The organism is Variovorax sp. EL159 (assembly GCF_900100965.1).
Lineage (GTDB): Bacteria > Pseudomonadota > Gammaproteobacteria > Burkholderiales > Burkholderiaceae_C > Variovorax.
The window spans coordinates 26000-39373 of the sequence record NZ_FMUJ01000012.1; the positions used below are offsets into that span (position 1 = coordinate 26000).

The following is a 13374-nucleotide window of genomic DNA, read 5'->3' on the forward strand; positions in this document are numbered from 1 at the left end:
ACCGGGCCCTCGGGCGCGGCCTCACACCAGGTGCGAGGCCAACAGCTCTCGGGCCCGCGTGACGAATGCGGTCTCCCCTCGCCGCGCCGGCAGAAACTGGAAGGCCACACGCGGCAACGCGGGCAGCCCGTGCGGTGGCGTCAACCGTGCCACCCCCTCGGAGATGGCGGATTCGTTGAGGCACGCCACCCCCAAGCCCGCAGCCAGCGCCGACTGCAACCCCGCCACGCCGGAGGCCACATGCGCCAGCACATAGGGCACATGCCGCCGCCGCAACAGCGCCACGGTGAACTGGTGCAGCGAACAGGTGTCGGGCAGCACCAGCAGCCGCACAGGCTCGCCGCGCGTCGGCCGCACGCCGGTCGCCGCCAGCCACACCAGCGATTCGCGACGGATCACGGCGGCACGCGCCTGCGCCGGGGAAGCACCGGCGATGTCCATCGCCAGCCCCACATCGAAATCTCCTCGCGCATACGCCGCCCGCAGTTCGTCGCTCTTCAGGATGCTCACGTGCAGCCGGACCTGCGGATAGCTCTCTCCGAGGCGGCCTAGCAGCCGCGTGAGATCGCCAGGGCGGAAGTAGTCGGTCACCGCGAGCCGCAGTTCGCCCTGCAGCGTCTCGCCATGCAGATCGCGAAATGCTTCGTCGCTGAGCGCGAGGATGCGCCGCGCATACGCCAGCAGCCGCGTGCCCGCCTCGGTCGGCGCCACGCCCGCCTTGCTGCGCGTGAGCAGCGACTGCCCCGCCCGCTCTTCGAGCTTGCGGATCTGCTCGCTGACCGACGACTGCGACAGGAACACGCGTGGCGCGGCCGCCGTGAGGCTGCCCGCATCGACGACGGCGGCCAGGGTGCGAAGCTGCTCCAGATCGAATCCTTGCATACGCCATCCATCCGTTTGTCCGATGGATTCGATCATATCTTCCCGCTTTTCCGATGGTAATGGAATTCCCACAATCACCCCATCGTTCATTCATTTCCTCACTGCCACCGAAGGAGCTCACCATGCCTCACATCGTCATCCACCTTTCCGGCGAACCCGATGCCGACCTCACCCGCAAGGCCGTTGACGCGGTCGGGGAACTCACCCAGAGCGTGCTCGGCAAGCAGCTGCCGGTGATCGCCACCACGGTGCAGTACATCTCCGCCGACGCCTGGTTCATCGGCGGCCAGTCGCTGGCCTCGCTCGGCAAGTCGGCGTTTCACCTGGACATCAGCATCACCGACGAAACCAACACCAAGGCCGAGAAGGCGCGTTACCTGCGCGAAGTGCATGCGGCCATGGTGAAGCTGCGGCCGAACCTGCACGAGGTGTCGTACATCCACGTGATCGACGCGCGCGGCGCGGCCTACGGCTACGGCGGCAAGACGCAGGAGTACCGCCATCAGCAAGCCGGGGTTTGAAGCATCGCCAAGGGCATGGCACCATGCGCCATGCCCTCCGGAAACCCCACGAACATCGCTGTGCCAGCCGCCGACAGCCTCGGCAATCCACTCACCCTCGACGACATCGCCAGCCTGCCGCTGGTCGACGACTTCGTCATGGGCTTCATCTCGACCGAGGCGCGCGCCGTCAACCTGCTGGCGGTGGCGCAAGCCGATGCCAGCCCGATCGTGCAGGCCTACTGCGCCACGCTGCACCTGTTCGCCGAGTCGCGCGAAGCCGTCGCCAACGCACGGCCGTTTCTCGACAAGGCCAGGGCCGGCGCCGCGCGCGCCACACCGCGCGAGCAGCGCTACATCGCAGCCATCGAGGCCTGGGCCGATGGCGACATCGCACGTGCGATCGCGCTGCATGCCGAGCAGGCCCGCGAGCATCCGCGCGACCTGGTGTCGGTCAAGCTCGGCCAGTACCACTGCTTCAACACCGGCGACTGTCCGGGCATGCTGCGGCTCGCGCTGGCCGTGCTGCCTTCGGCGGCCGACGTGCCCTACGTGCACGGCATGACGGCCTTCGGCTACGAGCAATGCCACCTGATGCGCGAGGCCGAAGCCAGCGCCCGCCGCGCGATCTCAATGTGCCGCAAGGAGCCATGGGCGCACCACGCATTGGCGCACGTGATGCTCACCGAGGGCCGGCTCGCCGAAGGGTTGGCGTTCATGCAAAGCGTGAGCGACACCTGGACCGGGCTCAACTCCTTCATGGTCACGCACAACTGGTGGCATGTGGCGTTGTTCCTCATCGACCTGGGCCGCGATGCCGAAGCGCTCGCGGTGTACGACGAACATGCCTGGGGCGTGGTCAAGGACTATTCGCAGGACCAGATCGGCGCCGTATCGCTGCTGGCGCGCCTGGAGCTGGCGGGCATCGACGTGGGCACGCGCTGGAACGACGTGGCGGGCTACCTGCTGCAGCGCCAGGCCGACCACGTGCTGCCTTTTCTCGATCTGCAATACCTCTACGGGCTCGCGCGCGCCGGTCGGCCCGAGGCCGGCACGCTGCTGCGCAACATCGAAGCCTTCGCGCCCGGCGCACCGCCTTCGACGCGGGCGGCATGGCAACGCGTCTGCGTGCCTGCGGCGCATGGGCTCGTGGCGCACGCACGTGGCGATTTCGCGGGGGCCATCGAAGGCCTGGGCGTGGCCTTGCCGCGGCTGATCGAGATCGGCGGCAGCCATGCGCAACGCGACCTGTTCGAGCAGCTGTACCTCGATGCGCTGGTGCGCATCGGCACCGAATCGACGCTCGCTGCGGCGCAGGGCATCCTGCAGCAGCAGCTCAACGGCCAGCCCGAGTCGCTGCGCCTGCGCCGGCAGGCGGGTGCGGTCTATGCACGGCTGGGGCTCGGCCAGCTTCCTCGAGGCTGAGGAAGCACGCCGCTCACTTGTTCTTCAGGTGCCGCGTCTGGTCGTAGGTCGGCTGGGGCGGCAGGTCGGCCAGGTGCCGGGTGTCGGCCCAGTCGACGATCTCGATCGCCTCCGGCTTGGCCGGGTCGGCGATGCGGATGCGGTTGAAGCCCGCATTGGGAATGTCGCTCCGGCGCGGCCCGCTCAGGCTCAGCCCCTTGGCGGTACGCCACACCATGTCGAGCACGCCGCCGTGGGTGACCACGATCAGGTGCTGCCCCGTGTGCGCGGCGGCGATGCCACCCAGCGCCGCGATGATGCGCGCATGGAACTCGCGCGGCGTCTCGCCCTCGGGCATGGCGTGGTCTTCGCGGAACTCCAGCCACTCTTCCCAGGCGCGTGGATGCAGGCTCTGGATTTCGTCGGAGCGCATGCCTTCGACAACGCCGAAGAACTGCTCGCGCAGGGCGGCCGAGGTCACCACCGGCAGCGACAGCTGCAGCGCGGCGGGCGCGGCGGTCTGCTGCGCGCGCATCAGGTCGCTGCTGATGAGGTGCTGTACTGCGGTTTCGCTGGCGAGCCGCAAGCCGATGCGGCGTGCCTGCTCGTGGCCGATGTCGTTGAGCGGTACATCGGCATGGCCCTGGAAGCGCAGTTCGCGGTTCCAGGCGGTCTCGCCGTGGCGGATGAGGATGATGTCGGTGGTGGTGTCGGGTTTGGGCGTTGGCATTGCCGCCCATTTTCCACCCTGCACATGACGCTCAGGCGGTGGCACTCACGCTTTGTTGCATGGCCACCACCGCATCGACCGGCAGCAGGCCCACGCCCAGGCGCACTGGCGAAGGCGTGAGCAGCGCCAGCACCCAAGAAATGATGAAGCCGCCGACGATGGCGCAGACCACGACCACGGCCGTGTATGCGATGGCCTTGTCGGGCGGGCACTTCATCAGCACCGGCAGCCCGGTGTAGAGCAGGTAGACGCCATACAGCGCCACCAGCGCACCGATGATCGCCAGCGAAGGCAGCAGGCTGAAGACGCCGCCCACGAAGGCCGCGGTGCTCGCGTAGGCCGAAAGCTTGAGCGCGCCGATCTGGCTCTTGGTGCCATCGAAGGTCGGCGCCATCGCGTCGATGATCAGCGCGAGCACGAACACCATCACCAGCGACAGCACATAGCCCACGACCATGTTCGCGAGCCCCGCGCCGAGCGGCACCCGGAAGCTCACGCCGAAGGCGCCGATGCCGATCAGCGACAGGCCGATGAAGCCCGCCACCGCAGGGATCAGCGCAAGGATCATCACGTAGTTCTTGTAGAGCGAGGCGGCGTCGGCCGGCTCGGCATCGATCTCGGGCCAGGTGGCCTTGGGCTTGAGCAGGATCGCCTGCACGCGTTCAACCAGGTTCATGTTCTTGTCCTCGACATGGATCGCAAAGGCTCGCGCGACAGGCCGCGCAGCGCCCGAAAGTATGTCGATGGCGACCCGCGCTGGCTGCTGGTCATGAAGCCTATGCCGTTACGCCGATGGCCACGATCGCGCAGAATCCGTCTCCATGCCAAATCTTGTCCTGCTGCCCGGCCTCGCCTGCGACGAGCGCCTCTGGGAAGCCCAGCTCCCCGCCCTTCCCTCCGTCTTCCAGCCCCGCGTGAGCAACGCCCAGACGCGCAACGACAGCATCGAAGGCATGGCCGCCGCCGTGCTGCGCGAGCACGACGGTCCGCTGGTGCTGTGCGGCGCGTCGATGGGCGGCATGGTCGCGATGGAAGCGGCCCGGCAGGCGCCCGAACGCATCGCCGGCCTGGCACTGCTGGGCACCAGCGCGCGGCCCGAGACGCCCGACATGTTCGCGCTGCGCGAAGGCGCCATCGAATACTTCGAGCGCGGCGAGCTGCGCGACGTGATCGAGCCGAACGTGTACTTCGCCTTTCACCCCACGCAGGCGGCCGACCCGGTGCTCGTGCAGCGCTACCTGGACATCGTGCTCGGTGCCGGCGCGGCCCAGCTCATCAGCCAGAACCGTGCGGTGACGCGGCGGCCCGACGCGCGCCTGCACCTGCCCTCGCTGCGCGCGCCGGTGCTGCTGATGTGCGGTGACGACGACCGCTTGGCCCCGCCCGAATGCACGCGCGAAATGGCCGCGCTGCTGCCGCAGGCCGAGGTCGTGTGGGTGCCGCAATGCGGCCACATGCTGACGATGGAAAAGCCCGACCTCGTCAATGCGGCACTGAATGGCTGGCTGGCGAAGCAGTTTCCTTCTTCGGTCGCCTGATACGGCTCATCAGTGCAGCTGGCCGCCGGTCTCGGCGATGTCCTGCCTGATCTTGAGCGCGGTGGTCACCGCGATCCGCAGTGCATGCACCATGGTGTCGAGCGACATGCTCGGCGCGCCAGGGAAGCGGGCCGCCTGATCGGGCAGGTAGGGGATGTGGATGAAGCCGCCGCGCAACCCCGCCACCGGGTGCGTGGCGATGCGATGCATCAGGCCGTAGAAGATGTGGTTGCACACGAAGGTGCCCGCGGTGTTCGACACCGAGGCCGGCACGCCGGCGGCGCGCAGGTCGCGCACGATGGCCTTGATGGGCAGCGTCGAAAAATATGCAGCGGGCGCGCCCGGCACCACGGGCACATCGATCGGCTGGCGACCCGCGTTGTCGGCCACGCGGCCGTCGTCGATGTTGATGGCGATGCGCTCGACCCCGACCTCCGCGCGCCCACCGGCCTGGCCGATGCACAGCACGAGGCGCGGCTTCAGTTCGTCCATGGCGCGCAGCAGCGTGTCGATGGCATCGCCGAATACACAGGGCACCTGCCGCGCGTGCACAACGGCGCGGCCGACCTTCCAGCCATCGAGCGCGCGAACCGCCTCCCATGACGGGTTGACGGCCTCCTGCTCGAACGGGTCGAAGCCGGTGAGCAGGACGTGTGCGGGTGGAGAAGAAGACGACGACTTGGGCTGGGTCATGGGCAACCTTCGGCGGGATGTGCCGAAGGTACCGCAATGAGGCCCGCGCCGGCAGCCCCTACTGCCCCTACTTCTTGGGTGCGAGGTCGAGCGGGCTCGCCGGCAGGTCGGTGCGCACGGGCTCGGGTTTCTGCTCGATCTTGCAGTCCTTGTCCTTGAACGGACCCAACTGCCGAACCCAGTCCGGGCTTATCGGGTTCTGCGAACACAGGACCTTGCCACTGTCCTTGTTCTTCAGCAGGTAGAAGCCACCACTGGGCTGGGCCAGCACGGCGCTGCACATGGCCAGTCCGAGGATGGCAGCGTGAAATGCGTATTTCATGGTCATGCTCCGGGTGAAATCAGGGTGTGGGCGGCGTCGCAAGGCTGCTTGCCAGCGCCATCACGAGGTTACGGGCCTGCGCCACGATGGAGTCGCGGCGGCCTTCGAAAGTTGCGTCGGTGATCTTTCCGTCGCTGCCGCTCCCGAAGGCGGTCATGACCGGCGTGTGGATGTGCCCTGCCGGGATGTTGAGCTTGAAGGTGTCCCGCATCAAGGTATTGCGATAGGCGCTGGCATTGGACAGGTAGTTGCCGCCACCGCCCGTCAGTGCGCAATTGGTTTCCAGCGGGTTCGGCGGGGTCACGAGGGCCGCGGCGGCGACCGCGTCCGTGTAGTTCTTGTACGCCACCGTCCAATCCACACCCGGTGCGCTGAATGCGGCGAGCGCGGCCTTCACGGCAGCCTGGGCCGCGTCATAGGCTGTGGCAGCGTCTCCGGCCGCTTTTGTGCAGGGGCCCACGGTGTAGGGGTCGTGGCGCACGACCGCCCAGCCACCGGTCTGGTTGGTGTCCCTGTTGATGATGCCCGCGCCGGTCTTTGCGTCGATCAGCTTCTGGAACGGCAGTGTCGCGACCGTGAATTGCGGCGATGCATCCCGTTGCCAGGGCTTGGATGCATAGCCCAGCCAGCGCTCGGGCGGGAAGATGTCGCACTCCAGCGCGGACGGGAATCCTCCGCCATCGGCGCACGGCGGATTCAGGTTGTCGTTGCCCGGGAAGGCCGCGTAGTGATAACGGCCGTTGTAGTGCTCCAGATCGAATTCGCCACCGCCCTGGCTCATGCTGACGGACGCATCGACCCGCTTGGCACCGGGCTTGAACCACGGCCCCAGCGCATCCTCCTGCATGCCGGCGATGAAGGGGCCGTAATTGACGGGCAAGATGAATGTTCGGATGACGGCCGTGGTGCCGTCGGGCAGTGCCACGGTATTGCCGTCGAGCGACAGGATGGTCGCACCCGAGGGGTTGCCGATGCGGATCGAAAGATCGCCGTCCGTACCCGCGTCGCCCAGGGTGAACGGATCGAAGCCGCTCACGAGGACGCGCTTGTATTTCGGCCCTTCAGGAAAGTCGATGGCGTACTGTCCGCGCGAGGCCTTCTCGAACTCGACCTGCAACGCCGCGCGCTGGTCGTCCGTCAACGGGAAGTCGGGCTTCCACTGGCGCAGCGCCAGCGTCATCGTGAGGCGGGCCCAGTACAGCATGCGGTCGTCGCTCTTCGGCAGGGTGCCTTGCACGGCGCGCCCCTGCACGCGGTCGAGTGCCGCCTGCCAGAGCTTCAGTCCTTCGGCATGAAGCAGCGTCACGGCGTCGTCGTACGTCGAGGCTCCCGCCAGGCCGTTGCTGCACAGTTTGTTGGCGAAGTCGGGACCGAACTTGTCGAAGCCGCTGGCCTGCAGCAGTTGTTGCGAGAAGCTCAGTGCGTCGCTGCGCGAGAGCTTGTTGGGCAGCCGTTGCTCTTCATAGGACGGCGCCACTGTCGTGTCCATCGCGCACTTGGCCTGGATCGCGGGCGGTGCAGGCGGGTTCACGACCGGCGGCGGCGCAGGTGGCGGTGGCGGCGTCGCCCCCCCTGCTGCCGCAGCGGCTGCCGCATTCGCCGCCGCGATGGCAGCGAGCGCGGCCGCGTCGTTCCCGTTCCCGCCTCCCCCTCCGCAGCTCGCAAGGACCAGCGCGCCGACGCCGAGCGCGACCGCTGTTTTCAGCCGCCTGGCAATGATCGTACGTTTCATCTTTTCCATTCCCTCTGATGGATCGTGTGAAGGCCGTGCAGCGTCCCTGGCACGACTTCTGCAGGCGTCGAAGCCAATCGACGTCTGCAGAAACCGGCTTCGCAAGGGGGCGGGTTGCACCTCTGTGTCTGTGTGACGGCTTTATGAAAACATGTCGCCTCGGGTGCTGTCGAACGAGTTTTTGTTGATGAGCCGATAACAAAAATTCGCCAGACGCCTGAACGCAGGGAGAACTTCACCAGTGAACACACGATTCCTCGAGACGCTCGTCATGCTCGATCGGCTCAAGAGCTTTCGCGAGACGGCACAGATGCTGTGCACCACCCAGGCCGCCGTGTCCAAGCGCATCGAAGCGCTGGAAGAAGAGTTGGGCGTGCAGCTTGTCGACCGCACGCAGCGTGCGCTCAAGCTCACGATCATCGGAGAGCAGGTGGTGTGCCAGGCCGAGCAAATGCTCGCGTTGGAGAAGCAGCTCAAGCTGTCCGTCCACCCCGACGCGCCGCCTTCGGGCCGGGTGCGCATCGGCGTGATCGAAACGGTGGTGCACACCTGGCTCACGCCGCTGATCCACACGCTGAGCGAGCGGCTGCCGGCCATCGAGCCCGACATCACGGTAGACACGGCCTACAACCTGCGCGAGCAGTTCAGGCACCGCAAGTTCGACATGCTGATCCAGAACGACGACATCGCGGATGTGGCCTGCAACGAAGGCGCGACCGTCACGCCGCTGTGCCGCTTTCCGATGCTGTGGATCGCGCGCCCCGCGGTGCTGCCGAAGGCCCGGACCCTGCGGCTCGAAGACCTGGAGCGGGTGCCGGTGCTCACCTTCTCCCGCACCTCGGGGCCGCGCGCGCATGTCAGGGCGCTGTTCGCGGGCCGCGCCACGGAGCCGCGCGTGTGCAGCTTTCCGTCTGTGCAGTCGATCATCCAGCTCACGAAAGGCGGCTTCGGCGTGGCGGCGATTCCGCCGATCTTCGTGCGCGAGGAGCTGGCCGAGGGCTATCTCGAAATCCGCGAAGGGCCTGCGCTGCCACCGATGGTGATCACGGTGGCCCATGCGCGCGACACGGCGCCTGCCGTGCATGCGGTCGCCAAGCTCACGCGGGCCATCGTGGCCGACTACTGCGCCGAAGCGGGAGAAGAATGGGTCAGTGCGCTGTCGCCCGCGCCGCTGTCATGAGCGAACGCATGAGCGGCGCCGACGGCACAACCGTTCAGGCACGAACCGCGATGCCCTCGGCCTGCAGTCGCTCGCGGATGCGGCGCGCAAAGGCCAGTGCATGGGCACCGTCGCCATGCAGGCACACGGTCTGCGCATTGACGGCCACGGTGCTGCCATCGATGGCGGTCACGCGGTGGTCGCGCACGAGCGAAATCGTCTGCGCTATCGACTGCTCTTCGCTCTCGATGAGCGCACCGGGCTGGCTGCGCGGCACCAGGCTGCCGTCGGGCATGTAGCCGCGGTCGGCGAACACTTCCTCGATGGGCGTGAGGCCGGCGCGGCGCGCGGCGTCGATCATGTGGCTGCCGGCCAGGCCGAAGAACTTGAGCGAGGAATCGAAGCGGCGCACCGCCTCGCACAGCGCATCGGCGAGTTCGGGCTCTTTCACCGCCTGGTTGTAGAGCTGGCCATGCGCCTTCACGTGCGAGAGCGTGCCGCCTTCGGCCTTGACGATCGCGGCCAGCGCGCCGACCTGGTAGAGCACGTTGGCCACGATCTCTTCGGGTGGCAGGTGCATGGTGCTGCGGCCGAAGTTCTCGCGGTCCGGAAAGCTCGGGTGCGCGCCGATGGCCACGCCGTGCTGAATGGCCCAGCGCACGCATTGCTGCATGGTCCTGGCGTCGCCCGCGTGCCAGCCGCAGGCGATGTTGGCGGAGCTCACGAGGCCGAGCAATGCTTCGTCGCTGCCGGCGCCTTCGCCGAGGTCGGCGTTGAGGTCGATGTGCATGGGGAGGTTCCTTCTTCTGCGGCGGGGATCGGCGCTGCGCCGGCCCTCGCGCCGTCTGCTCGCACAGTCTATGCCGCGACCGGCCAGCCTGCAGCCACCAACCCTTGCGCCACCTGCCGCAGGTAGCGTTGCTGGTCGGCCCATGCGGCCAGCGATTGCGCCATGTCGACCTGCACCAGCCGCAGCTTGCCGTTGAGCGGCGCCTGCGCCAGCTTCCAGAGATCGGCGCGGATCACCACGCCGATGCGCGGATAGCCGCCGGTGGTCTGCGCATCGCCCATCAGGATGATCGGCAGGCCCGAGGGCGGCACCTGGATCGTGCCGGGGATCACGCCCGACGAGAGCATGTCGCCGCCGCGCCTGCGCTTGAGTTCTGCACCGGCAAGGCGGCTGCCCATGCGGTTGCTTTGCGGTGTGATGCGCCAGCGTTCGCCCCAGAGCAGCTCGCGCGCGGCGAGCGTGAACTGTTCGAACTCGGGGCCGGGCAGCACGCGCAAGGTGATGGCCGCGTCGTCTTCTTCGGGGCCCCAGTCGGGTCCGCGCAGGCCCAGGGGCCGGCGGGTGCGCTGCGCTTCGTCGAGCCGCGACGGGCCCAGCGCGAGCCGGTCGCCCTTGCGCAGCGCACGGCCTTGATGGCCGCCGAAGCTGGCTTTCAGGTCGGTGCTGCGCGAGCCGAGGATCGGGGGCACGTCGATGCCGCCCGCCACCGCGAGCCAGCTGCGAAGACCGGCTTTCTTGCGGCCCGCCGCATTGGCGCCGCCGAGCTTGAGCGTCTGCCCGGCGGCCACGGACACGCTCCAGCAGGGCCAGAGCGGCACGCCGTCGAGCGTGGCACTGAAGTCGTCGCCGGTCAGCGCGATGCGCGTGTCGGCTTCGAAGCGCAGTTCGCAGCCGCCCATCGTGAGTTCGAGGCCGGCCGCGCTGTCCGCGTTGCCCACAAGCCGGTTGGCCAAGGTGAGGGAGAGCACGTCGAGCGCGCCGCCCGGGCAGATGCCGAGCTGCCGGTGACCGTGCCGCCCCAGGTCTTGCACCGACGCGAGCACGCCGGGTTTCTGGATGACGATCATGTCTCTACGCTCTCGACAACGAAGCGCACCCGGTCGCCGGGCCGCAGCAGGGTGGGCGACTCGGCCGTCGGGTCGAACAGCGCCAGCGGCGTGCGGCCGATCAGTTGCCATCCACCCGGCGACACCAGCGGGTAGATGCCAGTCTGCTCGCCGCCGATGCCGACCGAGCTTGCGGGCACAGCCGTGCGCGGTTCGGCACGTCGCGGCGTGGCAAGTTCGGGCGCCAGGCCGCCCATGAAGGCAAAGCCGGGCAGGAAGCCCAGCAGGTAGACCACGTACTCGCCCGCGCTGTGGCGTCGCACGACTTCTTCTGGTGTGAGACCGGTGTGGGCCGCGACGTCGGCCAGGTCGGGGCCGTACTCGCCGCCGTAGGCCACGGGAATTTCGATTCGCCGGCCTTCCACCGCGCCCTCGCCAAGCCTCGGCCAGGCATCGAGCACCTGTGCCGTGAGCGTGTCGAGATCGATCGCGGTCGGGTCGAAGGTCAGCGTGAGGTTGTTCATGCCCGGCAGCACTTCGCCGACGCCCGGCCAGTGTTGCACCTGCATGGCCAGGGCCCAGATCTTCTGCTGTTGCGCCAGCGTGGCGGGCGCGGGCAGCTCGCACAACAGCGCTGCATCGCCCAGAAGATGCAGTCGGGGCGGGGGCGAGCCGCTCATCGCGGCTTATTCACGGCCGAGGCTGCGGACCTTGGCCGCGAGCTGCTGCTCCACGTTCGGCGAGACGAACTTGTGGACCTCGCCGCCAAGCATCGCGATCTCGCGCACGAAGGTGCTGGAGATGAACTGGTACTTGTCGCTCGGCGTGAGAAACACGGTCTCGACATCGGGCATCAGCGAACGGTTCATGCCCGCGAGCTGGAACTCGTAGTCGAAGTCGGTCACGGCGCGCAGGCCGCGCACCATGGCCTTGCCGCCGCGCGCCACGACGAAGTCGCGCAGCAGGCCGGAAAAGCTCTCGACCGTGACCTGGTCGCTGTACGGCTTGACCGCCTCGCGTGCCATGTCCATGCGTTCGGACAGCGTGAAGAGCGCCTTCTTGTGGTGGCCCGCCGCGACGGCGACGATCACCTTGGAGAAAAGCTGGGTTGCGCGCCGCACCACGTCCTCGTGACCGAGGGTGATGGGGTCGAATGTGCCGGGATAAACCGCGATCACGTTGCTGGCCATGGTTGCTTCTTCCTCATGCAGCCGATGCGGCTTGTTCGGCGGATTATGCAGTCACGTCCGCTGCAAGCCGCAGCAGGTGGGCATGCACGGCGCCGGCCTTCAGGTAGCGGAAACCGACGAGGCCCAAAGGCGCGAGTTCTTCGTCGGTCCAGCGGCGGGGCGCTTCGAGGTACACGGCACCACCGGCACGCAATGCGCGCACCGCTGCGCGCAGGGCCGGTTCATAGAGCGCGGTGCTCTCGAAGGGCGGGTCGAGAAAAACCGCATGCAGGCTGCCGGCCGTGACGCGTTCGAGCGCCGTCACGCCATTGCCGCGCTCGACGCGCACGGCCTCGGCCGACAGCTTGGTCTTTGCGGCCTGCAGTTGCGCGACCAGTGCGGCGTCCTGCTCGCACAGCACCACGCTGGCGGCGCCGCGCGACGCGGCTTCCAGCCCGAGCGCACCGGTGCCCGCGAAAGCGTCGAGGCAATGCCAGCCGGGCAACTCGCCGCCACCCGCACCGGCCAGGCTCGCCAGCCAGTTGAACAGGGTTTCGCGCACGCGGTCGGGCGTGGGGCGCAGGCCGGGCTTGTCGGCCACCGCGAGGCGGGTGCGCTTCCATTGGCCGCCGATGATGCGCACCTCGCTGGGCGGCTTCGACGGACGCCGGACGGGCGAGGGGCGGGAGGGAACTGCGGCTTTCTTCTGGGGCATGCGGCGAGCTTAACGCCGCCGTGCGCCGGCCTTCAAAGCCCCGTGAAGGCGCGCCGGGCCAGCATGGCGGCCAGCACGAGCATGGTCCCGCCGATCAGCGCGTCGAGCATCTGCCAGGCCCGCGGACGGGCGAACACCGGCGCCAGCAGCCGTGCGCCGTAGCCCAGCGCGGTGAACCACAGCGCACTCGCCAGCGACGCACCCGCCACGAACCAGACCTTGAGCGAGCCCGCGTACTGCGCCCCCGCGCTGCCCACCAGCAGCACCGTGTCGAGGTAGACATGCGGATTCAGCAGCGTGAAACCGGCGGCCTGCGCCACGACGGCCGCGCGCGAAAGCGATGTGCCCTGCGCCGTCGTCTGCAACGCGCCGGGCTGGCGCGAGCGCCACAGCGCCTTCAGGCCGTAGGCGCACAGGAACGCGGCCCCGAACCCGGCAAGCACCGTGGCGAGCATCGGCCGGCCCTTGAGCGCCTGCGCCATGCCAGCCACGCCGGCGCCGATCAGCACGGCGTCGCTGGCCGCGCAGAACAGCACCACGGCGCTGACGTGCTCGCGCCGCAACCCCTGGCGCAGCACATAGGCGTTCTGGGCGCCGATGGCGACGATGAGCACCAGGCTCATGAAGAGTCCGTTGAGGAAGGCGGCGGAGACGATTTCGGCAGGCATGGCGCGAGCTTGCCGCCTGCATCCGA

Annotated in this window: 16 protein-coding genes; 4 read left to right on the top strand and 12 right to left on the bottom strand. The window is 68.3% G+C overall.

Going from position 1 to position 13374, the window contains the following annotated elements:
• Window positions 1-21 precede the first annotated feature (21 nt).
• The gene (locus tag BLQ28_RS31805) at window positions 22-882 is read right to left on the bottom strand and encodes a LysR family transcriptional regulator (RefSeq protein WP_093247331.1); all 861 of its coding nucleotides are present in this window, start codon (window positions 880-882) and stop codon (window positions 22-24) included.
• A gap of 122 nt (window positions 883-1004) precedes the next feature.
• On the opposite strand from BLQ28_RS31805, the gene BLQ28_RS31810 reads away from it, so the two are divergent.
• Together BLQ28_RS31810 and BLQ28_RS31815 are read left to right on the top strand one after the other, a co-directional pair.
• Window positions 1005-1403: a tautomerase family protein gene (locus BLQ28_RS31810; RefSeq protein WP_093247332.1), complete on the top strand. Its 399-nt coding sequence runs from the start codon at window positions 1005-1007 to the stop codon at window positions 1401-1403.
• Window positions 1404-1433: 30 nt separating this feature from the next.
• Window positions 1434-2807 (top strand): tetratricopeptide repeat protein, encoded by a 1374-nt coding sequence (locus BLQ28_RS31815; RefSeq protein ID WP_093247333.1) that lies wholly within the window; start codon window positions 1434-1436, stop codon window positions 2805-2807.
• Between the two features lie 13 nt (window positions 2808-2820).
• Here BLQ28_RS31815 and BLQ28_RS31820 read toward each other — a convergent pair whose 3' ends face one another.
• Both BLQ28_RS31820 and BLQ28_RS31825 read right to left on the bottom strand, forming a co-directional pair.
• The gene (locus tag BLQ28_RS31820) at window positions 2821-3516 is read right to left on the bottom strand and encodes a histidine phosphatase family protein (protein ID WP_093247334.1); all 696 of its coding nucleotides are present in this window, start codon (window positions 3514-3516) and stop codon (window positions 2821-2823) included.
• A gap of 31 nt (window positions 3517-3547) precedes the next feature.
• Window positions 3548-4192 (bottom strand): Yip1 family protein, encoded by a 645-nt coding sequence (locus tag BLQ28_RS31825; RefSeq protein WP_093247335.1) that lies wholly within the window; start codon window positions 4190-4192, stop codon window positions 3548-3550.
• Window positions 4193-4337: 145 nt separating this feature from the next.
• On the opposite strand from BLQ28_RS31825, the gene BLQ28_RS31830 reads away from it, so the two are divergent.
• Window positions 4338-5054, top strand: coding sequence for an alpha/beta fold hydrolase (locus BLQ28_RS31830; RefSeq protein ID WP_093247336.1), 717 nt, complete (start codon window positions 4338-4340; stop codon window positions 5052-5054).
• A 9-nt stretch (window positions 5055-5063) separates the two neighbouring features.
• Here BLQ28_RS31830 and pcp read toward each other — a convergent pair whose 3' ends face one another.
• The 3 genes from pcp to BLQ28_RS31845 form a co-directional block, all read right to left on the bottom strand.
• Window positions 5064-5747 (bottom strand): pyroglutamyl-peptidase I, encoded by a 684-nt coding sequence (gene pcp, locus BLQ28_RS31835; protein WP_093247337.1) that lies wholly within the window; start codon window positions 5745-5747, stop codon window positions 5064-5066.
• A 67-nt stretch (window positions 5748-5814) separates the two neighbouring features.
• The gene (locus BLQ28_RS31840) at window positions 5815-6069 is read right to left on the bottom strand and encodes a hypothetical protein (RefSeq protein WP_256327534.1); all 255 of its coding nucleotides are present in this window, start codon (window positions 6067-6069) and stop codon (window positions 5815-5817) included.
• Between the two features lie 19 nt (window positions 6070-6088).
• Window positions 6089-7801, bottom strand: coding sequence for a hypothetical protein (locus BLQ28_RS31845; protein WP_256327535.1), 1713 nt, complete (start codon window positions 7799-7801; stop codon window positions 6089-6091).
• 241 nt (window positions 7802-8042) lie between these two features.
• Between BLQ28_RS31845 and BLQ28_RS31850 the strand changes: the two genes are divergently transcribed.
• Window positions 8043-8981, top strand: coding sequence for a LysR family transcriptional regulator (locus BLQ28_RS31850; RefSeq protein ID WP_093247340.1), 939 nt, complete (start codon window positions 8043-8045; stop codon window positions 8979-8981).
• Window positions 8982-9015: 34 nt separating this feature from the next.
• Here the strand turns inward: BLQ28_RS31850 and pxpA are convergent, their stop codons facing one another.
• From pxpA to BLQ28_RS31880, 6 genes are all read right to left on the bottom strand, one after another.
• Window positions 9016-9750, bottom strand: coding sequence for a 5-oxoprolinase subunit PxpA (pxpA, locus tag BLQ28_RS31855; RefSeq protein ID WP_093247341.1), 735 nt, complete (start codon window positions 9748-9750; stop codon window positions 9016-9018).
• A 68-nt stretch (window positions 9751-9818) separates the two neighbouring features.
• Entirely contained in the window at window positions 9819-10817 is a 999-nt protein-coding gene (locus BLQ28_RS31860; protein WP_093247342.1) for a 5-oxoprolinase subunit C family protein, read from the bottom strand.
• Window positions 10814-11476, bottom strand: a complete 663-nt coding sequence (pxpB, locus tag BLQ28_RS31865; protein ID WP_093247343.1) for a 5-oxoprolinase subunit PxpB — start codon at window positions 11474-11476, stop codon at window positions 10814-10816. The genes BLQ28_RS31860 and pxpB overlap by 4 nt, the downstream gene beginning before the upstream one ends.
• Window positions 11477-11482: 6 nt before the next feature.
• Window positions 11483-11986: a pantetheine-phosphate adenylyltransferase gene (gene coaD / locus BLQ28_RS31870; RefSeq protein WP_081269908.1), complete on the bottom strand. Its 504-nt coding sequence runs from the start codon at window positions 11984-11986 to the stop codon at window positions 11483-11485.
• Window positions 11987-12029: 43 nt separating this feature from the next.
• Window positions 12030-12680 (bottom strand): RsmD family RNA methyltransferase, encoded by a 651-nt coding sequence (locus BLQ28_RS31875; protein ID WP_093247344.1) that lies wholly within the window; start codon window positions 12678-12680, stop codon window positions 12030-12032.
• 32 nt (window positions 12681-12712) lie between these two features.
• Window positions 12713-13348, bottom strand: coding sequence for a LysE/ArgO family amino acid transporter (locus tag BLQ28_RS31880; RefSeq protein WP_093247345.1), 636 nt, complete (start codon window positions 13346-13348; stop codon window positions 12713-12715).
• Window positions 13349-13374 lie beyond the last annotated feature (26 nt).

Bases quoted from the DNA above. Each gene is read 5' to 3' on its own strand.
- pxpB (WP_093247343.1), bottom strand. From the start codon at position 11,476: ATGAGCGGCTCGCCCCCGCCCCGACTGCATCTTCTGGGCGATGCAGCG.
- BLQ28_RS31840 (WP_256327534.1), bottom strand. From the start codon at position 6,069: ATGAAATACGCATTTCACGCTGCCATCCTCGGACTGGCCATGTGCAGC.
- BLQ28_RS31880 (WP_093247345.1), bottom strand. From the start codon at position 13,348: ATGCCTGCCGAAATCGTCTCCGCCGCCTTCCTCAACGGACTCTTCATG.
- pcp (WP_093247337.1), bottom strand. From the start codon at position 5,747: ATGACCCAGCCCAAGTCGTCGTCTTCTTCTCCACCCGCACACGTCCTG.
- coaD (WP_081269908.1), bottom strand. From the start codon at position 11,986: ATGGCCAGCAACGTGATCGCGGTTTATCCCGGCACATTCGACCCCATC.
- BLQ28_RS31860 (WP_093247342.1), bottom strand. From the start codon at position 10,817: ATGATCGTCATCCAGAAACCCGGCGTGCTCGCGTCGGTGCAAGACCTG.
- pxpA (WP_093247341.1), bottom strand. From the start codon at position 9,750: ATGCACATCGACCTCAACGCCGACCTCGGCGAAGGCGCCGGCAGCGAC.
- BLQ28_RS31825 (WP_093247335.1), bottom strand. From the start codon at position 4,192: ATGAACCTGGTTGAACGCGTGCAGGCGATCCTGCTCAAGCCCAAGGCC.
- BLQ28_RS31875 (WP_093247344.1), bottom strand. From the start codon at position 12,680: ATGCCCCAGAAGAAAGCCGCAGTTCCCTCCCGCCCCTCGCCCGTCCGG.
- BLQ28_RS31830 (WP_093247336.1), top strand. From the start codon at position 4,338: ATGCCAAATCTTGTCCTGCTGCCCGGCCTCGCCTGCGACGAGCGCCTC.
- BLQ28_RS31805 (WP_093247331.1), bottom strand. From the start codon at position 882: ATGCAAGGATTCGATCTGGAGCAGCTTCGCACCCTGGCCGCCGTCGTC.
- BLQ28_RS31810 (WP_093247332.1), top strand. From the start codon at position 1,005: ATGCCTCACATCGTCATCCACCTTTCCGGCGAACCCGATGCCGACCTC.
- BLQ28_RS31815 (WP_093247333.1), top strand. From the start codon at position 1,434: ATGCCCTCCGGAAACCCCACGAACATCGCTGTGCCAGCCGCCGACAGC.
- BLQ28_RS31820 (WP_093247334.1), bottom strand. From the start codon at position 3,516: ATGCCAACGCCCAAACCCGACACCACCACCGACATCATCCTCATCCGC.
- BLQ28_RS31845 (WP_256327535.1), bottom strand. From the start codon at position 7,801: ATGAAACGTACGATCATTGCCAGGCGGCTGAAAACAGCGGTCGCGCTC.